At 44.6% G+C, this 25,063-nt stretch carries 17 protein-coding genes; 10 read left to right on the forward strand and 7 right to left on the reverse strand.

Translation table 11 applies throughout. From position 1 onward, the window contains the following. The first annotated feature begins 10 nt into the window (after window positions 1-10). The gene (locus tag ACRD7A_RS00410; protein ID WP_430809357.1) at window positions 11-1,408 is read left to right on the forward strand and encodes a SusD/RagB family nutrient-binding outer membrane lipoprotein; all 1,398 of its coding nucleotides are present in this window, start codon (window positions 11-13) and stop codon (window positions 1,406-1,408) included. Between the two features lie 23 nt (window positions 1,409-1,431). Next, a complete protein-coding gene (locus tag ACRD7A_RS00415) occupies window positions 1,432-2,256 on the forward strand; it encodes a BT_2262 family domain-containing protein (protein WP_430809358.1) in 825 nt (274 codons plus the stop codon). A gap of 105 nt (window positions 2,257-2,361) precedes the next feature. Here the strand turns inward: ACRD7A_RS00415 and ACRD7A_RS00420 are convergent, their stop codons facing one another. The 3 genes from ACRD7A_RS00420 to ACRD7A_RS00430 all read right to left on the reverse strand — a co-directional run bounded on the left by ACRD7A_RS00420 (window position 2,362) and on the right by ACRD7A_RS00430 (window position 4,918). Next, window positions 2,362-3,063: a YkgJ family cysteine cluster protein gene (locus tag ACRD7A_RS00420; protein ID WP_430809359.1), complete on the reverse strand. Its 702-nt coding sequence runs from the start codon at window positions 3,061-3,063 to the stop codon at window positions 2,362-2,364. Window positions 3,064-3,255: 192 nt separating this feature from the next. Further along, a complete protein-coding gene (locus ACRD7A_RS00425; RefSeq protein WP_430809360.1) occupies window positions 3,256-4,557 on the reverse strand; it encodes a M18 family aminopeptidase in 1,302 nt (433 codons plus the stop codon). A gap of 169 nt (window positions 4,558-4,726) precedes the next feature. Then, the gene (locus ACRD7A_RS00430; RefSeq protein WP_430809361.1) at window positions 4,727-4,918 is read right to left on the reverse strand and encodes a cold-shock protein; all 192 of its coding nucleotides are present in this window, start codon (window positions 4,916-4,918) and stop codon (window positions 4,727-4,729) included. 293 nt (window positions 4,919-5,211) lie between these two features. Here ACRD7A_RS00430 and ACRD7A_RS00435 point away from each other — a divergent pair, with 293 nt between their 5' ends. From ACRD7A_RS00435 to ACRD7A_RS00465, 7 genes are all read left to right on the forward strand, one after another. Then, window positions 5,212-7,572, forward strand: coding sequence for a type IA DNA topoisomerase (locus ACRD7A_RS00435; protein ID WP_430809362.1), 2,361 nt, complete (start codon window positions 5,212-5,214; stop codon window positions 7,570-7,572). Window positions 7,573-7,656: 84 nt separating this feature from the next. Further along, window positions 7,657-9,147, forward strand: coding sequence for an arylsulfatase (locus ACRD7A_RS00440; protein ID WP_430809363.1), 1,491 nt, complete (start codon window positions 7,657-7,659; stop codon window positions 9,145-9,147). 302 nt (window positions 9,148-9,449) lie between these two features. Next, window positions 9,450-11,819: a LysM peptidoglycan-binding domain-containing protein gene (locus ACRD7A_RS00445; RefSeq protein ID WP_430809364.1), complete on the forward strand. Its 2,370-nt coding sequence runs from the start codon at window positions 9,450-9,452 to the stop codon at window positions 11,817-11,819. A 90-nt stretch (window positions 11,820-11,909) separates the two neighbouring features. Further along, window positions 11,910-13,859 carry an ABC-F family ATP-binding cassette domain-containing protein gene (locus tag ACRD7A_RS00450; RefSeq protein WP_430809365.1) on the forward strand — a complete coding sequence of 650 codons (1,950 nt, stop codon included), beginning with the start codon at window positions 11,910-11,912 and terminating at the stop codon, window positions 13,857-13,859. A gap of 3 nt (window positions 13,860-13,862) precedes the next feature. Then, window positions 13,863-14,606 carry a 23S rRNA (guanosine(2251)-2'-O)-methyltransferase RlmB gene (gene rlmB, locus ACRD7A_RS00455; RefSeq protein WP_430809366.1) on the forward strand — a complete coding sequence of 248 codons (744 nt, stop codon included), beginning with the start codon at window positions 13,863-13,865 and terminating at the stop codon, window positions 14,604-14,606. Window positions 14,607-14,825: 219 nt separating this feature from the next. Further along, window positions 14,826-15,887 (forward strand): uroporphyrinogen decarboxylase family protein, encoded by a 1,062-nt coding sequence (locus ACRD7A_RS00460; RefSeq protein WP_430809367.1) that lies wholly within the window; start codon window positions 14,826-14,828, stop codon window positions 15,885-15,887. Window positions 15,888-17,240: 1,353 nt separating this feature from the next. Then, the gene (locus ACRD7A_RS00465) at window positions 17,241-18,779 is read left to right on the forward strand and encodes a SulP family inorganic anion transporter (RefSeq protein ID WP_430809368.1); all 1,539 of its coding nucleotides are present in this window, start codon (window positions 17,241-17,243) and stop codon (window positions 18,777-18,779) included. A 149-nt stretch (window positions 18,780-18,928) separates the two neighbouring features. On the opposite strand, the gene ACRD7A_RS00470 is transcribed toward ACRD7A_RS00465, so the two are convergent. The 3 genes from ACRD7A_RS00470 to purB form a co-directional block, all read right to left on the reverse strand. Further along, window positions 18,929-19,597: a hypothetical protein gene (locus tag ACRD7A_RS00470; protein WP_430809369.1), complete on the reverse strand. Its 669-nt coding sequence runs from the start codon at window positions 19,595-19,597 to the stop codon at window positions 18,929-18,931. Window positions 19,598-19,681: 84 nt separating this feature from the next. After that, window positions 19,682-21,502: an ABC transporter ATP-binding protein gene (locus ACRD7A_RS00475; RefSeq protein WP_430809370.1), complete on the reverse strand. Its 1,821-nt coding sequence runs from the start codon at window positions 21,500-21,502 to the stop codon at window positions 19,682-19,684. Between the two features lie 137 nt (window positions 21,503-21,639). Then, entirely contained in the window at window positions 21,640-22,995 is a 1,356-nt protein-coding gene (purB, locus tag ACRD7A_RS00480) for an adenylosuccinate lyase (RefSeq protein WP_430809371.1), read from the reverse strand. Window positions 22,996-23,090: 95 nt separating this feature from the next. Between purB and ACRD7A_RS00485 the strand changes: the two genes are divergently transcribed. After that, the gene (locus tag ACRD7A_RS00485; RefSeq protein WP_430809372.1) at window positions 23,091-23,882 is read left to right on the forward strand and encodes an EI24 domain-containing protein; all 792 of its coding nucleotides are present in this window, start codon (window positions 23,091-23,093) and stop codon (window positions 23,880-23,882) included. 23 nt (window positions 23,883-23,905) lie between these two features. Here the strand turns inward: ACRD7A_RS00485 and ACRD7A_RS00490 are convergent, their stop codons facing one another. Further along, window positions 23,906-25,027: a PLP-dependent cysteine synthase family protein gene (locus ACRD7A_RS00490; RefSeq protein ID WP_430809373.1), complete on the reverse strand. Its 1,122-nt coding sequence runs from the start codon at window positions 25,025-25,027 to the stop codon at window positions 23,906-23,908. Between the last annotated feature and the right edge of the window lie 36 nt (window positions 25,028-25,063).

Raw genomic sequence — 25,063 nt, forward strand, 5'->3', positions numbered from 1 at the left:
AAATGATGAAATGAGAAAGAATATATTTTATTTCTTAATAATGATGGTACTGCTGGTAGTTGCTTGTTCCGAAGACACCATGGATGAAATTGGAACCAACCCTAACAGCCCTACCGATGTTCCTACAAAGCTGTTGATTTCACAATCGACCGTGGCAACTGCATTTGACGTATTAGGAACGGATCTGGCTTGGTATTCGTCTGTCTTTTGTGAGCATACAACAGGAGTTCATGGACAGTTAGAAACGGCTGATAAACGAACTGGTATTAACTCAACAATTGGTAATAATAGTTGGAATAGTTTGTATTCTACAGTTTTAAATGATCTGAGAATCGTAATAGAAGCCGGTAGCGAAGGCTCGGAAGCTGGTAATTGGACGACTGTGGGTATTGCCAAGGTTCTAAGCGCGTTAAATTACTCTGTAGCCACAGACTTGTGGGGTGAGGTGCCTATGAAAGAAGCCTTGGCTGGTAGCGAAAATCGTACTCCGATGTTTGATAGTCAAGAGGTGGTTTATGATAGTCTATTTGTTTTGTTAGATGAGGCCATTGCCGATCTTAGAAAGGAGTCCATCGGAACTCCGGGTGCCTCTGATTTTTACTATGGTGGCGATGCTGATGCCTGGATTAAGGCGGCATACGCATTAAAAGCAAGGTTGTATAACAGAAAGAGTAATATCGATGCCACGGGTTCTGCAGATGATGCACTAGCCGCTATAAATAACGCTTTTGAATCAGCGGATGACAATATGGTATTTGATAGCTTTACAACAGATGCAACGGGAGAGCATCCCTGGTATCAAGAATCTAATGATCGCAGTCATCATGCCATTAGTGAAACTTTATTTGATTTGATGGATGGATTGAATGATCCTCGCATTGACCTTTGGTTTGGAACAGTAGGAGGTGAATATGTGCCGGCTCCGAATGGTTCTGCAGCAACCGATCAATCAGGCGACATTTATTCAAGAGCAAGTGGAGACTATCTCAAAGCAACATCGCCTCTTCCTATCATAACATTTGATGAATTGAAATTTATTGAAGCAGAAGCCAATTTACGACTAAACCAGGCAACAGAGGCCTATAGTGCTTATCTTGAAGCAGTGAAAGAAGCTCTTATACGCGCTGGGGTTGAAGAAGATGAGAGGACAGCCTATTTGGAATTATCAACTGTAAGTCCTGGATCTGATAATTTGACACTCAATCATATTATGGAGCAAAAGTATATTTCGTTATGGTTGTTCCAATCGATCGAAGCCTATAATGACTATCGCAGAACGCGAATTCCAACTATGCAAAACAGCATTTCAGCGCCACCTGAACGTATTCCTTACGCGAATGATGAAGTATCCTCTAATCCAAATGTGCCGGATAGGAATAGTGCTAGTAAGGTTTGGTGGGCGAAGTAGTGTGAACATTAAATAAAGTAAATATGAAAAAAATTATAATATGTAGTTTGTCTGCTATCATTTTCATGGTACTCCCAGGTTGCTTTGATAGCGAAGAGGAAATATTGCTTCCCAGTGCAAAGAAGGGGGCAGTGATTCCTGTTATTGAAAACGTAACATCGTCTTTCTATGATTTAAATGATTTGGATAATTCCTATGTTGAATTTACGGTAGTTCTTAAAGAAGGAGATACTGCTAGTGAGATTATTGTTCAGGGTTCATATAATGGGCAAGGAGAAAGAGTTGAGGTTTTCAAAAGTTCAGATTTCCCTGCTTCAATTTATATTACTGCGGATAATATTACATCAGCACTTGGTATTGATAAAAATTCATTAGCGTTAGGTGATGTGTTTAATTATGAAGTTTTAGTAACCGCTAATGGTCAAACAACCAGATCAAGTGTGGCTATTAATGCCAGTGTAGCGTGTGAATCTGATTTGTCGGGCACATACCTCTGTATTGCCAATGGTCAATCTACCGATCCGGGTCCTACACCAGACGAGAATCCTGCAGTCGACTTCGAATCAATTGTTACATTAACGGAAGGAGATATCAATGGTGAATATACGATTTCTGATTTTTCAGGTGGTCTGTTTACTTACTGGTATGATATTTACGGATTAAGCGGAGAGTATCCCGGTTTTCTTAAGGATGTTTGTGGTGGCTTAAGCTATTTCAATACAACAGGTCCATTTGGATCTCCAATTTCAGGAACAGGTTCTGTGGATCCGGAAACTGGAGTAATTACAATTAGTGGTGTAGCTGATTTATGGGGCGACAATTGGGTTTTAGTATTAACACCACAATAATATAAAACTTCAAACTTTTAAGCTGTGATGGAAAGTAGATTAAAGGTTTAGTTGTGTGAGGAAGGGGATGTCAGAGGACATCCCCTTCTGTTTTTTGCCCTTTCCTTAGTGTTCTTTAAACAGAGGATGTTCGTGCAGCTTATCGGGATCGATGGCTTCACCATGATTATGGGCAATCAAAAGGCCTTCCTCCATCAGGTATTCGTTATTGATGAGGCCGGCATTTTTCAGTCCGGCACTAAAGCCTTCGTTCATCATCTGTCCGGCACGCAAGGGAAAACCCAGTAGTTGCGGGTAATGTTCCTCCTTATCCGGATCGTCATGAAACTTTTTACAGCTCTCCTCCGACATGGACAGGTAAATGCGGCAGGCCATGGGGCGGGCTGCATAGGCGCCACAGGTACCATTGATCAGTAGTGGGCAAGGCAGCTTGCTTTTGGCTAGTGCCTCCTGCGACAGGCGACCGCGTTTCTGGTAATTGTCAAAAGCCCTTTGTAGTACCTTTTTACGTTCTTCCTCATTCATATTTAGCAGCATAAACTGCCACAGGTAATGAAACTCGTGCGACACACCAAAAATGGGTTGATGGCAACACCAATTACAACCCTTATGGCAGTCGATAGTGATATTCTGTCGACCGGCTTCTTCTGTAAGTACTTCTATGAGTCCTTCCATGGCATCTTGCTCCTGTCGGGTGGATTGCCATAAGGGTCTTGCTTCAATTTTATCTTTGCCGGCGGCTTCTGCCAGGCGAAGGCCATCCTGATAAAAGGCCTTGTCAGTATCGGAGAGTTCTGTGTGTGTCATGGTTTTTTGTTGTGGTAAAAGTATATATTCGCAGCGATCTGCTGGTGATAAGCCATTAGCAAGCTTGTGTATGGTTTCTGATTGCTGTTGGCTTTTTCTGTTGCATTAATAGGTGATAAATATAATCTTTTTAATTAAAAACGGCAGTATCACTAAGAGTACCGCCGTTTCTATTCTAAAAAATAGCGCTCGTTATAACTGATAAAACGTGTTAAATGCCTTTGTTACATAGCTATGATCTTGTGTTCCTCCCAGCTCGCGAACCGAATGCATGGCCAGCATAGGGTTGCCAATGTCCACGGTGCGCATATCAATCTTACCCGTTGATACGTTGCCCAGGGTTGAGCCTCCCACCATGTCGGAGCGGTTTACAAATTTTTGGACGGGTACCTCAGCGAGTTTACATATGCTCTCAAAAATGGCACTACTCTCGCCATCGGTGGTGTATTTCTGATTGGCATGAATTTTTATAACGGGGCCGCCGTTCATTATGGGGTGTAGCACAGGGTCATGTTTTTCGGGATGATTAGGATGAACGGAGTGGGCCATATCAGCCGATATCATAAATGATTGGTAGATGGCGCGCTGGTAGTCCTCTTTCGATTTACCAAGCTGTTCCATCAATCGCTCCAGAATATTCCGCAATACAGGCGATCCGGCACCCTGCTTGGTTACGCTGCCTACCTCTTCGTTGTCGAAGATACATAGGATGTTGGTATTGGCCGTGTTGGTGTTGGCCAGCAGTGCTTTGAGGCCGGCGTGTACCATGGCAAGGTCATCCAACTTGGGCGAGGAGATAAACTCCTGTTGTGGCCCCAGTAGGCAGCCCTTCTCATACTCATAAACAAAAAGGTCGAAATCCAGTATTTCACTGGGGTCCAACTTTAGTTCATCAGCTATTTGATGCAGCAGGTAGTTGTCTTTTTCCAGGGTGTCATTAATCATGCCCATCAGGGGCAGCATATCAACCTGTTTGTTGAGCTCCATCCCATCGTTTACACCACGGTTCAGGTGGATGGCCATACTTGGGATAATTAGTAGCGGCTTTTTAAAGTCAATGAGCTTGGACTTGGGGTTTAAGGGATTATCTCCCTTTAGCAGTACACGACCTGCAAGCGATAGGGGGCGGTCGAGCCACGACATAAGGATGGGGCCGCCATATACTTCGGTATTCAGCTTCAGATAGCAATCGTCAGCCAGTATCTCAGGCTGTGGTTTTACCTTAAAGCCGGGCGAGTCGCTGTGGGCACTAATCAGTTTCATGCCTTTTTCCTCAGGTTCATCGGTACCTATCTGGAAGGCAAACAATGCAGAGCCGCTCTTGGTAGTATAATACTTACCGCCCTTTTCAATCTGCCATGGATGGGTTATATCCAGGTAACGGTATCCGTTGGCTTCCAGTTCGGCTGCCGTATTGGCAATCACATGAAAAGCTGTGGGGCTCTGGTGTATAAAATCAATTAGTGCTTGTGCATGGTTATGTGCATTGGTCATACTCTATCTTTTTTTAGCGTATTAAGGAAAGACGCAAGATAGGAAATACGATCAATAATTTGATAAAAGGGCAAGCAGAATGTTGGGGTGGGAAAGGAGTAGAATAAACGAAAAAAAGCTGTTTCAAACGAAACAGCCTTTCTTTAATCTCATTAAATATAAATCTAATCTATGCTAGTTTTACATTCACCGCGTTTAAACCCTTACGACCTTCTTGAAGCTCGTAAGTTACTTCGTCATTTTCTTTGATTTCGTCAATAAGACCTGTTACGTGCACAAAGTACTCTTTGCTGCTTTCTTCGTCTTTAATGAATCCATAACCTTTTGAATCATTGAAGAACTTAACTGTACCTTTATTCATTTAAAAATAAAATTGTGAGGCATTTTTTGTAATAAGGAGCCTCGTGTAAATAATTGTTCGGTAACAAATGTAGGAACAATTTTGACATATACAGACTTTTTTGAAGTATTTAATGTAAAAATTTTCATTTTTCTTATCTCGCTGTAACTCAAATGATGATGATAAATATTCATTATTCACCCATTTGACTATTAATCAGCTCATTGTGAGCGTTGTTGAAAACTCTTTTGTAAAGTAAAAAAACATGGTTTATAGAAATGAGTATCTTCGCTGTAATTGAAACGAAAATGCCGATGATAGTATGTATTGCAGAGAAACCAAGTGTAGCCTATGAAATTGCCCAGATTGTTGGCGCAAAATCGAAGCGCGATGGGTATTATGAAGGCAATAATTATCAGGTAACCTGGACTTTTGGTCACTTGTGCACCTTGAAGGAGCCGCATGAATATTTGGCCGAATGGAAGCGCTGGAGTATGGGCTGGCTGCCCATGATTCCTTCACGTTTTGGAATTAAGCTAATTAACGATTCGGGTATTCAGAAGCAGTTTAATACCATTCGCACGCTGGTGCAGGGTGCCGAGCAGGTGGTTAACTGCGGTGATGCCGGTCAGGAAGGGGAGCTGATTCAACGGTGGGTGTTGCACAAGGCCGGTACCAAATGCCCGATAAAGCGCTTGTGGATATCCTCGCTGACCGAAGAGGCAATTCGCGAAGGTTTTGAGAAACTGCGGGATGCCCGCGATTTTGCTAACCTTTATGCCGCAGGTAGTTCACGTGCTATTGGCGATTGGTTGCTTGGGATTAATGCCACAAGACTTTATACCCTAAAATACGGTCAGCAAGGGCAAGTACTGTCCATAGGGCGGGTGCAAACACCCACGCTTGCATTGATTGTAGAGCGTCAAAAATCCATTGATAACTTTACTCCAGAGCCTTTTTGGGAATTGAAAACCACCTATCGCAATGTGATTTTCTCGGCTACCAAGGGACGATTTACCAAGGAAGAAGAGGGGAATGCCTACCTTGAAACCATCAAGCCGCATGATTTTGTGGTGAAGGATTTCTCCCGTAAAAAGGGTAAGGAAGCGCCGCCGCGCCTTTTTGACCTTACCTCGCTGCAGGTGGAGTGCAATAAAAAGTTTGGTTTCTCAGCCGAGGAAACCCTGAAGACCATCCAGTCGCTCTACGAGAAGAAGCTAACTACCTATCCCAGGGTGGATACCACTTTTTTGAGTAACGATATCTACCCCAAGGTGCCTAATATCCTCAAAGGGATGAAGGATCATGAAGCATTGACGGCTCCGCTTTTAAAGAGCAAAATTAAAAAGTCAAAAAAAGTATTTGATGATAAAAAGGTAACCGATCACCACGCCATTATTCCTACAGGAGTGTATGCCAATGCAATGAGCCGCAATGAGAAGCTGGTGTATGAGTTGGTGGCCCGTCGTTTTATAGCGGCTTTTTATCCCGATGCCAGTATCTCAAATACACAGGTGATGGGCGATGTCAACGGGGTTGAGTTTAAGGCCACTGGTAAGCAGTTGTTATTGCCCGGTTGGCGTATTGTTTTTATGGATGGTAAAGAGACTGAGAAGAAGCAGGATGACATTATGCCCGATTTTACCGTGGGAGAAAAGGGACCGCATGATCCGCTACTGATCGAGAAGGAGACCCAGCCACCAAAGCCTTACACCGAAGCCACCCTACTGCGTGCCATGGAAACAGCCGGTAAGCAGGTAGATGATGAAGAGCTGCGCGATGCCATGAAAGAGAATGGTATCGGACGTCCATCAACGCGTGCGGCCATTATTGAAACCATCCTGCGACGTAAGTATATTACCAAGGTGCGTAAGAATCTGCATCCAACTGTTACCGGTACTCAATTGATCGATACGATTCAGAATGAGTTGCTGAAATCGGCTGAGTTAACAGGTATATGGGAGAAGAAACTGCGTGAGATTGAAAAGGGGCAGTACGATGCAGCTGCCTTTATGAATGAGTTGAAGCAGATGGTGTCCGACATTGTGTTTCATGTGAAGCACGATCGAAGTGAGAAAAAAATTGAAGTGGCTGAGGAAGCGGCTAAAGAGGCAGAGAAGAAAACTGCCCCCCGAAAGGATACAAAGCCCGAGGTGCTAAAGTGTCCGCAGTGTAAGCAGGGGCAGATGCTGAAAGGCAAGAGCGCCTGGGGGTGTTCGCGCTACACGGAAGGCTGTAAAACGCTCATTCCCTTTGATTTTATGGGTAAAAAGTTAAGCGATAAGCAAATTGAACAGCTTATAGTTAAAGGAAAGACAGCTAAGATAAAGGGTTTTGATAAAGAGGGCGATAAGGTGGATGGAAGCCTTATCCTGAATAGCGATTTTAAGCTTAGCCTGGAGGAGGCAGAAGCGGTGCGATGGACTTGTCCGCTGTGTCAGCAGGGAGAGATTGTAAAAGGAAAAGCGGCTTATGGCTGTAATAACTTTAAGAACGGATGTCGACTGCGTATTCCTTTTGAGTTTATGGGCAAGAAGTTAAGTGAAAAGCAGGTGGAGGCACTGGTATTGAAACAGAAGACACCTGTTATCAAAGGATTTGTAAACCTGCAAACCCAGGAGAAATTTAATGCGCGCCTGGTGCTCAAAGCGGATGGTAAATTGGAGACGGAATAACGGTCTTTCTCCTTTTTGAACAGGAAGACCCGATGATCGGTAATTTTTTACTTTAGCTTTGGTCTAAAATTAAATGGTAAGACGATGAAATATACGCTTGGTTTTTTACTGATGTTTTGGCTAACGCTTGGTTTCGCACAAACGAAGCCACATATATTCTTAATCATGACCGATCAGCAGCGAGGTGATTGTATTGGTAAGGAAAATGAGGTGATTATAACGCCCAACCTGGATGCCCTGGCCGATGATGGTGTGTGGTTTTCCAATGGTTACTCGTCGGTGCCCAGCTGCACGCCGGCACGTGCCGGATTATTAACGGGCTGTTCTCCCTGGCAGCATGGAATGCTGGGGTATTATAGAGTAGCTGAGGAATATCCCAATGAAATGCCGCAGATGCTCCGTGATGCCGGTTATCACACCCTGGGTATTGGTAAGATGCACTGGCATCCACAACGTAACCTGCATGGTTTTCATCAAACATTATTGGATGAGAGTGGGCGTGTAGAATCCGATGGTTTTATCAGCGATTATCGTCAGTGGTTTGCACAACAGGCGCCTGGGCTCAATCCTGATGCGACAGGCATTGGCTGGAATGAGCATCGGGCTGCTACCTATGTGTTGGCCGAAGATTTACACCCTACCTATTGGGCGGCGCAAACCGCCATTGACTTTGTGGATGCCTATAATGACGAAAAGCCGCTGTTTATGAAGCTGAGTTTTGCGCGTCCGCACAGCCCTTATGACCCGCCCAAACGTTACCTCGATCTCTATAAGGATGCGGACATACCGGCACCTTACATCGGCGATTGGGCAGATGATTTTGCAGCTTATCCGCCGAATAAGGAGGCTGCCTTTGGTGATTATGGGCAGGAGCATGCTATTAAATCGCGCCGTCATTATTATGCCGCCATTACTTTTATCGATGATCAGATAGGCCGCTTTATCGCTACCCTTAAGCAGAAAGGGATGTACGATAATGCTTTAATAATATTCATATCCGATCATGGTGATATGTTGGGCGACCATCACCATTGGCGAAAGACCTACGCCTATGAGGGCTCTACAAAGGTGCCTTTTATATTGAAATGGCCCGAAAGTACACCTGCCGTGATGAACAAAGGAACTGAACTTCTGAATTGCGTGGAGCTGCGCGATGTGTTGCCTACTATGCTGAGTGTGGCCGACATAAAGCAGCCCAATAACATGGATGGTCGTTCGCTGATGGATATAGTGGAGCATCATGATGCCCGGTGGCGCCCTTACATCGATCTGGAGCATGCGACTACCTATGATGCTCATAATTACTGGTGTGCACTAACTGATGGGCAGCAAAAGTATGTGTGGTTCTTTCGCAGTGGTGAGGAGCAGTTGTTCGATTTGATAAAGGATCCGGGCGAAGAACGTAACCTGATTGATGATGACAATTATAAGAAGGCGCTTAAGACATGGCGCAAGGCCATGGTAAAGCACCTGAGGGAGCGGGGAGCACCTTACGTGAAACGAGGCAAGCTTAAAACTTTCGATAAAACCATGTTGACCAGTCCGAACTATCCGATGCAGTTATTATTAAGGTAGGAATACAGGAGGATGTCAGGTACTTAAGATTTAAGTAAAGGATGTTAAAAGAAATGCAGGAATTGTAAGTTGTGAACATTGTTTTTCATGACTCACGATTCCTGCATTTTTCTTGCCGGGCTTAATAAATAGGCGACTTTATTCACACATAGTTCCTCTCACTTAGCTAAAAACGGTTAATTGCTTCGCCTGCCTTATGTCATTTCAGTGCAATTTTTTACTTTTGGACTTTTAAACGCCTGGCGGCAGCATTCAGTAGTTTCTGTTGTTCAGCCGATGGCGCATAACGGACGAGTATAACTATGAAGTATTTTACAGCTACCCTGTTAAGTCTAATTATTATTTTTCTGTCTTTGCCGCAGCAGTCACTTGTGGCACAGGAGAATATACCGGAGGGAACCGGAAAAATCATCATTGATGGTAAGGAATATTACCTCCATAAAGTGCGAAAAGGTGAGGGTTTGTATCGCATCAGTGTGTCATATGGTGTATCGCAGAAAGAGATACTGGAAGTGAATCCGGCGGTGGCACTTGGGTTAAAGGAAGGTCAGCTGGTACGTGTGCCTGTAATTAAGGGACGCAATAATACGGCAGCGCAACTGAATGCCGAACAATACATCTATCACACGGTGGAGAAAGGGCAGACGGCCTATTACATTGCTAAGCGTTATCGGGTAGAGCTGGAAGATATCTATGCCAATAACCCCGGCAGCCGACAACAGCTGCTGGAAGGCGTAATTATTAAAATTCCGAAGAATGAGATTGTGCCTGACGAAGAAGTGCTTCCCGAAGAGGGGTATCACCTTCACAAGGTAGCACCCAAGGAAACTTTGTATGGTATTGCACGTCAGTATGGTGTTGATATACCTACTATCATCCGTCATAACGAAGGCCTTGAGTCGGGTGTTTTGAGCGTGGGATCGCTGGTGCGCATACCCATGGAAAAGGCTGTGGCAGAACAGGAAGAAACCAGTGTTGAACTGGATGGTAGTGAAGATGCCAATTTTATTTATCACACCATTAAGCAGGGTGAGACACTATACAGCATTGCGGAAGCTTACAATGCCAAAATGCAGGAAGTAGCTGCAGCAAACGCTTCGGTGGATGCCAACGATCTGCCTTTGGGCTACTTGGTGCGCATTCCCAAGGCAAGTATAAAACAAGCTAAAAACGAAGATGCTTATGCTGATGCTGCCATTGTGGAGCATAAAATCAAAAGACGTGAATCACTCACTGATGTGGAAGAGCGTTACGGTGTACCCGTCGAGCTGATTGAAAAGGTCAACAAGGCCGAGGGTATTGATCTTGCCGACTGGCGCAAGGGTATGGTTATTAAAGTGCCTACTAAGCAATGGGTGGAGGATTACTATGCACAGCGACAAAGCACCGTTGAGGTGCAGGATGCGGTGGATATGAGTGAGTTTGTGACCTTTGAAAAGAAAGAGTGTGAGCGTTATGACTATGGCCTTAACTCGCCTGCACTAAAAGTAGCCTTGTTATTACCGTTTAATGTGGAGGCCACACAGCAGGGTAACCTGGAGATGAAAGAGGTAGATGGCGATACCATTGAGGTGGTGCGTGAAAAACGTCGATTATCAGTTCGCTCAAAGGTATTTGTGGAATTTTATCAGGGTACCTTACTGGCCTTAGAGACCCTCAAGAAGGAAGGCGTAAACATTGATATGTTTGTGTATGACACAGCGCCCGATACCAACCGGGTGAAGGAAATATTAATGCAGCCCGAGCTGATGCATGCAGATCTGATTATTGGACCGGCATACTCAACCAACCTTAAGTATGTGTCTGATTTTTCACGTAGGTTTTCGATTCCTATGGTGTATCCCTTGTCAACAACCAATAGTGAGTTGTATAATAACCCACTCTTGTTTCAGGCCAATGCCGCCGATACGCTCATGCTCGAACGAATGGCGCAGAAGATGATTGAGGAATCCAATGGTAGCCGGATGGTGATGATTCGTACCGAGAGTGAAGAGAATGAATTTGAGCAACGCCTCAGTAAGTTACTGCGCGATAAAGTATACTGGGAGAGCTTTAAAAATGGTGAAATACCTGACTTTGTGGAGTATAAATTTAAACAGGACGATTTGGTAAGCCTGGAACGTATGTTTGATAAAAACAAGAAAAATACGGTACTTATTCCCTCGGTGGAGGAGGCTCAGGTAAATCGCATCATCACCACGGTGAAAGGGGCTGCTGATAAAACAAAGGCCGATGTAACCCTGTGGGGCTTACCCGACTGGCTGAAGTATAATACGGTTAACCCCGAGGATATCCATCGTTTAAACGGACAGATGTTTAGTTACTATGCTGTGGATTATAAGGATACCCTCTCTGAAGGGCGTATCGAAGCTTACCGTCAGTGGTTTGGGACGGAGCCTATGGCCATATCGCCCTTTTTTGAAACAGCCGGCGTGCATTCCAATATGAGTCGTTATAGCTTGTGGGGCTACGACCTGAGCTATTATTTTTTGAGTGCCCTGCGCGATTATGGTCGTGAGTTTACTCATTGCCTGCAATATCATCATCCGCATACCCTGCAGTCGGCCTTGCAATTCGAACGTATCTCAAATTGGGGTGGTTTTTATAATAAGGGTTTATTTTTAATAAATTTTCGACCCAATTACGAGGTTGAGATAGAGACGGTTCAATAAGGGATATTGAACTTGTAAGTGAAAAATTCAAAGGGCTGATGACACCGAGTCATCAGCTTTTTTATGCTATCTTTGCACAAATTTTAATGAATGGTATCAATAAATCAGTTAACGGTTGATTTTGGTGGTTTTAAGCTGTTTGAGGCAGTCTCGTTTTTGATCAATAACAAGGATCGGATTGGCTTAATCGGAAAAAATGGCGCCGGTAAATCAACTTTGCTCAAAATAATTGCCGGCCATCAGGAGCCAACCAGTGGAGCTGTGACCATGCCCAAGGGGATAAAGGTGGGATACCTGCCGCAGCATATGAAATATACCGATACGCGTACCGTAACGGAAGAGGTGGAGCTGGCCTTTTCAGAGCTTAAGGGGCTGGAGAAAAAGATTGCCAACGTGAATACGGAGATCGGGGAGCGCACCGATTATGAATCAGATGCATACATGGCTTTGCTTGATCGACTGAATGAGCTAACGGAGCGCTTTAATCTTCTGGGAGGCAGTAACCACGAGGCACTGATTGAAACAACCCTTAAGGGTTTAGGTTTTGAACGCAGCGACTTTGGTCGTAATACCGGGGAGTTTAGCGGTGGCTGGCGCATGCGTATTGAGCTGGCTAAGATTTTACTGGAGCAGCCCGATATTTTTCTGTTGGATGAGCCTACCAACCACCTAGATATCGATTCCATACAGTGGCTCGAGGATTTTCTGAAGACCTACAGCGGTGCCGTAGTACTCATATCGCACGATAAGGCCTTTTTGGATGCTATTACAACGCGTAGTATAGAGATATCACTGGGTAAGATATATGATTATAAAGCCAGCTACTCGAGATTTATCGAGTTGCGAAAAGAGCGACGCGAACAACAGCTTAATGCCTTTAATAATCAGCAGAAGAAGATTGAAGATACCGAGAAGTTTATAGAGCGATTTCGCTATAAGGCAACCAAGGCCGTGCAGGTGCAGTCGCGCATTAAACAACTCGAAAAAATAGAACGTATTGAGGTGGATGAGTTTGATAACTCTGCGCTGAACATTAAGTTTCCGGCCGCCCCACGATCTGGTAATGTAGTGGTAAAAGGTGAAGGTGTGACCAAGGCTTATGGTGATCTGTTGGTACTCGATGCCGTGGATCTGAATATCGAGCGGGGAGAGAAGATCGCCTTTGTGGGGCGCAATGGGGAAGGTAAAACAACCATGGCGCGCATTATTATGAGCGAACTGGCTCATCAGGGTAAGCTTACTGTCGGTCACAACGTTAAAATTGGTTATTTCGCACAGGATCAGGCCGAGCGGCTGGATGAAAAACAAACCGTGTTTGAAACCATTGACCATGTGGCCGTAGGCGATATACGCACTAAGATACGCGACCTGCTGGGTGCTTTTATGTTCTCGGGTGAGGATGTGGATAAGAAGGTAGGGGTGCTATCGGGCGGGGAACGAACGCGTCTGGCTATGGTGCGCCTGTTGTTGGAGCCTGTTAATCTGCTTATTCTCGATGAGCCTACCAACCACTTGGATATGCGCTCCAAAGACATATTGAAGCAGGCTTTGCGCGATTTTGAGGGGACCGTGATCCTGGTGTCGCACGACCGTGAGTTTTTGGATGGATTGGTGGATAAGGTTTTTGAGTTCAGAAACCGGCAGATAAAGGAACACTTGGGGGGTATTTATGAGTTTCTCCAAAAAAAGAAGCTGGATACACTTAATGACCTGAACGCCGGATTGTCGGCTAAGAAAAATAATAATCAGAAAACAGAGCGTTCACAGGCGAAGCTGTCGTTCGAAGAGCGCAAAGAATTAAATAAAAGGATTAAGCGTGCCGAGAAGCAAGTGGAGCAATGTGAGACAAATATTGCGGAGCTGGAGGATAAGATGGCACAATTGACAGATAAAATCAGTCAGCCCGAGTATGCTGCCGACACAGAAATATTCACCACCTTTAAGGAAGTGGAGAATGCCCTGGAGCAGGAGATGAGCACTTGGGAATCGGCACAGGAACAGCTGGAGGAATTACAGGTACAAAAATCAGAAATGGATTAGACAATGGTAAAGCAAGATAAAGAACAACAAATGGTATTTGGTATTCGCGCGGTACAAGAGGCAATCAGCGCGGGTAAAGAGATTGAGAAAGTAATGATTAAAAAGGGTTTGCAGGGTACACTCTTTCAAAACTTTCTGGACGATGTGCGGGCGAATAATGTACCGTTTCAGTTTGTCCCCATGGAAAAATTGAACCGCCTCACCCGTCAGAATCATCAGGGTGTTATTGCCATGATTTCACCTGTTAGCTATCAGAATATCGAGCAGCTGCTACCTACTTTGTTTGAAGAAGGGAAAGATCCTTTTGTATTGGTGCTCGACCATATTACCGATGTGCGAAATTTTGGCGCCATCGCCCGTACGGCTGAGTGTGCCGGTGTTCATGCCATTGTGATTCCGGATACCGGGGCCGCAGCTGTAACGGCGGATGCCATTAAAACATCGGCAGGTGCCTTGCATTCACTGCCCGTGTGCCGTGTTCGAAGTTTGATTTCAGCGGTTGAGTTTTTGCAGGCAAGTGGACTGAAGATTGTGGCAGCTACCGAAAAGGGAGCTATCGACTATGATAAAGCCAACTACCGAGGGCCTGTGGCTTTGGTAATGGGTGCTGAGGATAAGGGTGTTCATCCGAAAATACTGAATACAGCCGATGTGAAAAGCAGGATTCCTATTTTAGGTGAAATTGAGTCATTAAACGTATCTGTGGCAGCCGGCATTTTACTCTACGAAATGGTAAAAGTTAGGTAGTATAACTTTATCTATGTAATTAGGGTAAAGATTTAACATTTCTATCTCTATCGGGTTAGAATACCTGTAAACACTGATTATCTGACAACTTTTCCGGTGGATATTTATCCGGCTAAAGATTGCTTTCATCGTTAAAAATTTGATTTTTATCATATCTTTTCTAAATTCGACAAGTTTTGCGATGAGAAAAATCATTTTTTTTAATCAAAAGCAACGCTTATGATTCACAAGGAAAGAGTCCTGAAGGCACTGGATCACGAAGAGGTGGACCGGGTGCCGTTTTTTTACTGGGACGTCCCTGAATTTGGTGCGAAGTTGATGGCGCATCTGGGGTTTCAGAATCGTGATCAGTTGATGGAGTTTCTGGATGTTGACTTTCGTTGGGTTGAACCAGATTATATTGGAAAAAATTTAGTGGGTGATGATGGTCTTACAAAGACCGATATATGGGGGGTAGGTTATTCAAAAGTAAAAAATGGTGACTTCTCATATTGGGAAGCCACTAATTTTCCTTTGGAAGGACAGACTGACCCGGCCGCGCTGGATGATTTCGAATGGCCTACAACCGATTTGTTTGATTTTGACTCGTTACCAAAGAAAATTGAGAAGTACAAGAACTATGCGGTAATGACGGCTCCGGGTTATTCTTCGCCCGGACTATTTCGTATTATTCAGCGCCTGCTTGGGCGCGATGCCTTCTTGGATGTCATCATGTATCACCCCAAATTTTTTGCTGCCTTAAGCGCTAAGGTCAAGATTTTTTACCTCGATTTTATCGAGAAGTTTTTTGACAAGGCCCAGGGGGGTGTAGATTTTATCAGGGTGGCTGATGACTTTGGCTCTCAGTCGGGTTTGGCCATTAGTAATGACATATGGGAGCAATATTGCAAGCCGGCTATTGAAGACTTTGTGGCGCTGCCTCGTTCTCAGGGGGTGAAATTTTACATGCATTCCTGTGGCGGTGTGCGTAAGCTCTTACCTGAGTTTATCAGTTTGGGTGCTGATGTGCTTGACCCCATTCAGACAAGAGCCAATGGCATGGCACCTGATGGTCTGAAAGAAGATTTCGGACATTACATAACCTTCAGTGGAGCGCTTGATGAGGAGCTTTTGCTCCGGCAGGGAACCCCGGCATCAGTAAAGGAAGGGGTTAAGCGACTGCTCGACACCATGGCACCCGGCGGTGGTTTTATTTTGGGACCCTCACACAAGCTAAAGGTAGAAACGCCCGTTGAAAATGTGGTGGCCATGTATGAAGCCGCAAAGGAGTGGAAATACTAATTATCCGATATTTAGGATCGCAGCTTTAATATCGATTATGTGGCTAGGATGCGATCCTTTATTACTCAAAAACAGCCGGATTCTTGCACTAATTATCGAGGGTCTTGGATATTCATCATATGATGCTGCATAGGAACCCGTAGGGTTCAAATATTAATAGCCACAGGTGCCAACCTGTGGTGTTCAAGGTCCATCATCGTCAACCCCGGAGTGGGTTGAATGTCAGGCATGGTTCCCTTTAAGCAAGATGCTCATAAGGAACCGTCCTGTGTTTTCGGATTGCATCTGCTTTTTGTTATGCAGATAGAGCTGCGATCCGTTGCTGCGAAATTCCGTTGCGATCCCCATCCCGCCGCCTATGGCGTCGCACTTCCCCTTGTCTTCAAATGCAAAGGGAAGAGTGTGCTAGTTTCCAGGATCGCAGCTTTAATATCCATTATGTGACTAAGATGCGATCCTTTATTGCTCAAAACCAGCGGTATTCTAGCATCAATTATCGAGGGTCCTGGATATTCGTCATATGATGCTGGATTGGAACCCGTAGGGTTCAAATATTAATAGCCACAGGTGCCAACCTGTGGTGTCCAATGTCCATCATCATTAACCCCGGAGTGGGTTGAATGTCAGGCATGGTTCCCTTTAAACAGGATGCAGATAAGGAGCCGTCCGGTGTTTTCGGATCGCATCTGCTTTCCGTTAAGCAGATAAAGCAGCGATTCGTTGCTGCAAGATTTCGTTATGATCCCCATCCCGCCACCTTTGGCGTCGTACTTGCCCTTGTCTTTAAAAGCAAAGTGAAGAGTGTGCATGTTTTAGAATCGCAGCTTTAATGAAGGGAAGATGCGATCCTTTATTGCTCAAAAACAGCTGCATTCATGCACTAATCTATCGAGGGTCTTGGATATTCATCATATGATGTTGGATTGGAACCCGAAGGGTTCAAATATCAATAGCCACAGGTGCCAACCTGTGGTGTTCAATGTTCATCATCATCAACCCCGGAGTGGGTTGAATGTCAGGCATGGTTCCCTTTAAACAGGATGCACATAAGGAGCCGTCCGATGCTGCGAAATTCCGTTGCGATCCCCATCCCGCCGCCTATGGCGTCGTACTTCCCCTTGCCTTCAAAAGCAAAGGGAAGAGTGTGCTTTTAAAAAATTACTCTAATTCCACAGATGTAGTTGCCTGCCAATAAAAATTTTCGTGCTTAGCACGATTATTTCTATCTTTGTGCCCGCTAATTAAATACCCTTTAATTTTTGCCATATCGGCAATGCTCCCCTTTCAAATATTGAATGCTGCGTGCATTTAGGTGCGTGGGTTGAGGTGTGTAAATTTTTAAACTAACGATACATGGTTTTTATCAAAGAACTTATTCAAGGTTCAAATATTAAAATAGAGATTTTGTCAGGGATAACAGTTGCCATAGCGCTTGTTCCCGAGGCAATTGCCTTTTCTTTTATTGCGGGTGTTGATCCACTAATTGGTCTGTATGCTGCGTGCATCATGGGCTTTTTTACTGCTTTGCTGGGAGGGCGTCCGGGTATGATATCCGGTGCTACAGGTGCTATCGCCGTGGTGGTGGCGGCTACGGTGCAGGAATACGGTGAGGCCTATCTGTATCCAACCATCATTTTGGGCGGATTAATGCAGCTGGCGGTTGGGGCTTTGCGTCTGGGTAAATTTATTCGTCTTGTACCGCATCCTGTTATGCTGGGCTTTGTAAATGGTCTGGCCATCGTTATTTTCATGGCGCAGTTTCCCATGTTTGGAAGCGATGCAGCGGGCGAATTTGCTTACTATACAGGCGCTAAGCAGTATACCCTGATGGCTTTGGTGGCCTTAACAATTCTTATAATGGTGTATTTGCCCCGTTTTACCAAGGCTATTCCTTCGGCCCTGGTAGCTATTTTGGTTATTGCTGCTATTTCTTTTATGCCGGGAGTTGAAACGCCTACGGTACTCAACCTGCTAAAGGGTAAGTCGATGCAGGGTGGATTGCCTTCTGTGTTTACTGATTATCCGGCTGATTTATTCAGTATGGCCACTTTAAAAATCATCTTTCTTCCGGCCTTGAGTGTTGCCGGTGTAGGCTTGATTGAGAGTCTGCTGACACTTACCATTATTGATGAGCGTACCGACACTAGGGGTAGTGGTAATCGCGAGAGTATGGCACAGGGTATAGCCAACTGCATATCCGGTGTGTTTGGTAGTATGGGTGGTTGTGCCATGATTGGTCAGAGTATGATCAATATTAACTCAGGGGCGCGGGGTCGTTTGTCAGGTTTGGTAGCTGCCTTAACGCTATTGGCCTTTATAATGTTTCTATCACCGGTGATTGAAATGATACCTGTTGCTGCGCTTATTGGTGTGATGTTTATGGTGGCCTATGGCACTTTTGAGTGGTCGAGTATCAAAAATTTCAAGAAGACACCATTGGATGACTTTATGATAATGGTGATTGTAGCTGTTGTAACTGTGGTATTCCATAATCTGGCGCTGGCGGTTGCTATTGGTGTTGTACTGTCGGCCTTGTCCTTTGCCTGGGATCATGCTACCGGCATTCATGCCCGCATACGCACCGATGAAAATGGCATTAAGCACTACGATATCCATGGCCCGCTTTTCTTTGGATCAACAACTGCTTTTGCAGAAATATTCGATGTTAAAAATGACGAGCATAAGATTATTGTTGATTTCGAACGTAGTCGTGTTGTAGATCAGAGTGGTATTGAAGCCATCAGAAAGTTAAATGATAAGTACCAGGAGTATAATAAGGATATTGCCTTTGTTAATTTGTCGAAAGGATGTAAAGACCTGTTGGCAACGGCTAAGATTGATATTTCCATTAACCCCGATAAGCGCAAGTTTATGGTGGTGTACGATGCTTAACCTGCTTGGGGCATGGCCATGTTTAGCGATTGGATGATGCCTTAAACCAGGGATGGCGTTTTTAAGTTGAATGAAGTAAAAGCCGGTGAAGATTAAATCTTTACCGGCTTTTATATTTTACTGCTGCTGTTTAAAGATCGCTAAGCATTTCAGAGTTCAAGGCCTGTTTGTTGTTGAGGTAATGTTTCCTCTATTTGTGTGAGGATGCATGCCGGTGTCATGTATATATTTTCTTTGTAGAATTTGTATTCTTTAGAGGCATCTGAATCGTAGAGCACATAAGCGGCCCAGTTGTGTAATTGCTGGCCAAAGCCTGCTGCAATGGTTAAGCTGTCAGTATAGTGTTCCACTTTTTTTTTGCCTTTATGGGTGAGGTACTGAATACCACGTTCCATAACACCGCTCACTTTTCGACTTTCGTAATCGCGTATGTGCATCAGCTCGTGGGCAAATAAGCCAATGCGTGCTGCTGGAGGCACGTGTTTTAGGTGGACACCTTCAAAGGATTTATCTTTATTGACTACAATAACATAGCGTCGGTTTTTTTTGCCCAATAGTAAAGATAAAAACTGAGGGCGGGCTGCCATGGTCGTGCGTATCTTTTTACTTTTAATGGTTATTTTGCAATTGTGCAGGTCGCTGAATTCCTGAAAGGGAATCATAAAATCATCGAAGTATTGTTTATTAAAGCCGGTATCTACTTTTAAGTTGCCAACTTTATGATAGCGCTTTGCTTTTTGTGCAACAACATCTTGCGTTGCTAACACCGACGAAATGACGATGCCCGCTGCAACGCTTACTAAATCTTTCAACCTCATAATCAACTCCTTTCTTAACTAATATCAAAATAGGTGCTAAAAGGTTGCGTTTTTAACGTTAAAAAATGCTAAATACCGTATCGCTTAGCTCATTTGCATGGCATGCAGTTTCCTGTAGATGCCATCCTGAGCAATTAATTCATCGTGCGTACCAGTTTCTACAATGCGGCCCTCGTTAAATACACATATTTTATCGGCATTGCGCACGGTTGACAGACGGTGTGCAATTACCAGTGAAGTGCGGTTTTGCATCAATTTTTCCAGAGCATCCTGTACCAGTCGTTCCGATTCGGTATCCAGCGCCGATGTGGCCTCGTCAAGGATCAGGATAGGTGGGTTTTTGAGGATGGCACGCGCTATGCTCAGGCGCTGACGTTGACCGCCTGATAATTTACTGCCGCGATCGCCAATAATGGTTTGATAACCTTCTTCAGTGGCACTGATAAAATCGTGCGCATTGGCTACCTTGGCGGCATTGATTACTGCTTCTTCACTTGCATTTTCTACGCCAAAGGTAATGTTATTATAGATGGTATCGTTAAATAGTATTGCCTCCTGGTTAACATTGCCCATTAATTCACGTAGGTCGAATAATTTGATGTCTTTAATATTTTTTCCGTCTATAAAAATACCACCTTGCTGTACGTCGTAGAAGCGGGGTAGTAAATCCACAAAAGTAGTTTTCCCACTGCCCGATTGTCCCACCAGCGCAATGGTTTTGCCTTGTGGAATGGTTAGGCTCACGTTTTTGAGTACATTTACTTCACCATAGGCAAAGCTAATGTTGCGGTATTCTATCTGTTCTTTAAAGGTAGATACCGATTCTGATCCGTCGTGCTCTTTAATGCCCAGGTCGGCATCTAATACCTGTTCGATGCGCTCGTAGGCGGCCATACCCTTTTGAATGCTGTAGGCTGCCTGTGAGAATGCTTTGGCAGGGTTGATTATTTGGTAGAACATACCCAGATAGGTCATGAATACGGCCATGCTTAGGTTTTCATCTCCTTTGAGGATTAGCGAGCCGCCATACCAAAATATGATAACAAAAACGATGGTGCCCAGAAATTCGCTGGTGGGGTGTGCCAGGTGGCGTCGTCGTTGCAGGCGATTCATGGTGCGGCGGTAGCTTTCCACTTGCGACTCAAAGCGGTCAGCTAAACGCTTTTCAGCATTGAAGGCTTTAATGACGCGCAGTCCCGAAAGAGATTCTTCAATTATACCCAATATGAGACCCAGTTTGGTTTGCCCTTCCTGCGATGTTTTCTTCAGGCTTTTACCAATGCGGCCAATGATGAACCCGGCAATGGGTAATACTATAAAAACAAACAAGGTAAGTTCAGGACTTACCCCCAGCATGGAGATAAGCACTACTATGATGATAATGGGATTTTTAAGCAACATATCCAGTGACGACATTACTGATGCTTCTACCTCCTGCACATCAGCTGTTGATCGTGCCATCATATCGCCTTTGCGCTCGTTGCTGTAGAAGCCCAAAGGTAGTTCAATCATCTTTTTATAAATGGCTTTTCGTATATCGCGGGTTATACCGTTACGAATGCCGGTAATGGTATAGGAGGCCAGATAGGTAAAACCGGTTTTAAGAAAAGTGGCAACAATACCAAACAGGCCTAGAAAGAAGAGGGTAGCCCCCGGGCCGTATTGTGCTTTTATTTGAGTAATGTAGTAGTTTAGATTATTGAACAAGACGTCTTTATCCAGCGCCCAGGCCATTAAGGTGTGCACTTCTTTATCATCTTCCAGAATAACTTGTAGCATGGGAATCATCGATAGCATGGAGAATACGATGAAGATAGCTGCTAGTAGGTTAAATAAAAACGTTAAAGCTAGTTTGGTTTTATATGGAGGTAGATAGATATGCAGTACTCTGAAAAAATCCCTCATTGTTTATTTTTTTATTAAGTGTGCTGGTGTGCCTGTTCGCATCTTGTAATATTACCAACCGGCTTAAGTTTAGATATAATGAAACGGGCAGTAAAAGTATTGTTTTACTGCCCGAATCACAAATAGTATCCTTGTTATTAAATCTTAAAAACGCCGGTGTAGGAGTGAGGCGTCAGTGCGCGCATTTCTTCTTTCACTTCTTCCGATACTTCCAGTGTGTCAATGAAGGCGGCCATGGTTTTGGCATTAATCTCCTCATTGGTGCGTGTTAATGCTTTCAGTGCCTCGTAGGGATTGGGATAGCCCTCGCGGCGCAGTATGGTTTGAATGCCTTCGGCTACAACGGCCCAGTTGGCTTCCAGGTCGCGCTTAATGGCATTTTCATTTAAGAGCAATTTACCCAGTCCTTTTGCAAGCGAACGAATGGCAATAACCGAGTGGGCAATCGGCACCCCTATGTTACGCAGCACCGTAGAGTCGGTTAAGTCGCGCTGTAAACGCGATACAGGCAGTTTTTCTGCCAGGTGGCCAAAGAGGGCATTGGCAAGTCCCAGGTTGCCTTCTGCATTTTCAAAGTCGATGGGGTTAACCTTATGGGGCATGGCACTTGAACCTACTTCACCTTTCTTTATCTTTTGCTTGAAGTATTCCATCATGATATAGGTCCAGAAATCGCGTGACAGATCCAATAGAATAACATTGATGCGCTTGAAGTTATCGAAGGATGCAGCCATGTTATCGTAGTTGGATATTTGTGTGGTTACCTGCTCACGATCCAGCTTCAGGATGTCGTTGACAAAGTGGTTGCCAAAGTCTACCCAGTCAATTTGCGGGTAAGCCGCGTTGTGCGCGTTGAAGTTACCTGTAGCACCGCCAAATTTAGCTGAGCAGGGTATGCCCTTAAGTAGTGCCAATTGTTTGTTCAGACGTTCAACATATACTTTCATTTCTTTGCCTAAGCGAGTAGGCGAAGCGGGCTGACCATGTGTTTTGGCCAGCATGGGTATGTCTTTCCAATCCGAAGCCAATTCATCCAGTGTTTGGATAAGCTCTTCCAGCAGAGGGTAGTAAATATCGTGTACAGCGTCACGCAGTGAGTAGGGTACTGCTGTATTGTTAATATCCTGCGAGGTAAGGCCAAAGTGGATAAATTCTTTGTACTCCTCCAGTTGCAAGGCATCAAATTTCTCCTTGATAAAATATTCAACTGCCTTCACATCGTGGTTGGTAATGGACTCAATCTCTTTGATGCGGTCGGCATCTTCCAGTTCGAAATTTTTGTATACTTTACGCAATTCGGTATACAGCGATTTGTCAAAGTTGGCCAATTGGGGGAGTGGCTGCTCGCAAAGTGCAATAAAGTACTCTATTTCAACAAGCACCCGGTAGCGTATGAGCGCATACTCTGAAAAATACAGCGCTAATCCATCTACTTTGTTTCGATACCTTCCGTCAACGGGAGATATGGCAGTCAATAATTGAATATCCATCATTTTTCTATTTGATTTTTTGGCAGTGCAAAAATAGTAAATTTTAGCCGAAAAGCTTAGTTTTGATGGCTTATCATTTTAATAATAATTTGTTTTTAATGAATAACAGACAAGGCTTTCGTTTGGGCTTAAGGGCTTATGGGCAAGCTATATCATTTATGTTTCGCAATCAACTTGGGGGGTATTTTATTTTTCCCATTCTTTTTAATGTGTTGCTGTTTATCCTTGGGTTATGGTCAGTATCAGCCCTTAGTGATGATCTGGTGATGGCGTTAACAAACGTTATGGATGGTGAAGCCTGGGATTTCTGGGGTGCCTCGTGGTTGTTGGCTATCATAAAAGGATTGGTATGGTTGGTGCTGCGGCTGATGTTTTTTATTTTTTATGCCTACGTGGGTGGGTATCTTATCATTATTCTGTTGTCTCCTGTTTTTGCCTTGCTGTCGGAGAAAACCGAAGAAATCATTACAGGGCGTAAAATACCTTTTGATTTTCGGCAGTTTATCAGCGATATTATGCGGGGCGTTTTGTTAGCACTGCGCAATTTAGCCGTGGAGTTAGGGCTCACCCTTATGCTGATTATCCTTAGCTTCGTGCCGCTCATAGGCTATTTCACGCCGCTTGCGCTGTTTTTAGTCTCGGCCTACTTTTATGGTTTTTCTTTTTTGGATTACACCTTCGAACGAAAGCGATTTAAGCTTGACTACAGTGTACGCTTTATGCGGCGAAACAGGGGGTTGGCTGTGGGTAGTGGTTTTGTTTTTTCTTTGGTATTGCTGATTCCTTATGTTGGTGTTATGTTGGCCGGATTTGTATCGATTGTATCGGTTGTAGCTGCTACCTTGGCCGCTACAGAAGCCCTTGAAAAGGAACAGGGCCTTGGGGTGTGATAAGGCCCTGCTTATGTATAGAATTATAGCACTGCTTCTCTTCGGGGACAGGAGGGTAGCACTGGCGTTGGTGCTGACTCGCTGTGGCACCCTTCCAAACATTCGTTAGGATCGCAGCAGGTATGGCAAACTCTTTTATAGGCGGCGTAACTCAGCAGTGAAACACCAGTGGATAGGAAGTCTGCCTTTACGGGCTCTTCCCTCACCAGGTCGGTGCTTAGGTATTTCTTGTTATCATCCGCAAATACCGTTACTACGACGGCATCAGGGCCTAGTTCCTCCTGTATTTTAAGAGCGCCAATAAAGTTGGCGCCGCTGGATATGCCCACACCCAGTCCCAGGGCAGTGCTCAGCTTCTGTGCCATCATAATGGCATCCCCGTCATCCACACTAATGATCTCATCCAGTTGATCCAATTTAACAATGGTGGGGATAAACTCATCGGAGATACCTTGAATTCGATGTTTTCCTACTTTGTAGCCCGTTGTCATGGTGGGGGAGTTGGAGGGTTCCAGCGGGTGTATCTTAATGCCCGGAATTTGTTCGCGCAGAAATTTGCCCACGCCCATTACCGTGCCCCCCGTGCCCACGCCGGCCACAAAAGCATCGGGTGTTAAACCCCGAAAACGGAGTTGCCAGTATAATTCAGGTCCGGTTGTATTGTAATGGGCCTCGCAATTATCGAAGTTGGAAAACTGACGGGGCAGGAAAGTGTTATTGCTCTCGGTAGCCAGCTGATTGGCCATTTCGATGCTGCCTAAAAAACCACCTTCTTCGGGAGTCACCAGTCGGATGTTTGCTCCAAAGCTCTTAATCAGGTTTTTACGCTCCTGGCTCATCCAATTGGGCATAAAGATAGTTACCGGATGGCCCATAGCGCGGCCAAGGCCTGAAAAGGCAATGCCCGTGTTGCCGCTGGTGGCTTCTATTATGCGGTCGCCGTCTTTTAACTCACCACTCTCATAAGCCTTGTTGAGGATGTGAAAGGCCATACGATCCTTGATACTACCGGTCAGGTTTAAAAATTCGGCCTTGGCATAAATCTTTCTTTTGGTGCCTTTGTATTCAAATTCAATGGCCAGCAAAGGGGTGTTGCCGATGAGTGTTGACAGGCCTTGCATCCGTTTAAATAGATGATCATTCATAGTATAGATGTTTTAATGGGGCTTATTAGTACTTAA

It is taken from the genome of Carboxylicivirga longa (assembly GCF_050589825.1).
Classification (GTDB): Bacteria; Bacteroidota; Bacteroidia; order Bacteroidales; family Marinilabiliaceae; genus Carboxylicivirga; species Carboxylicivirga longa.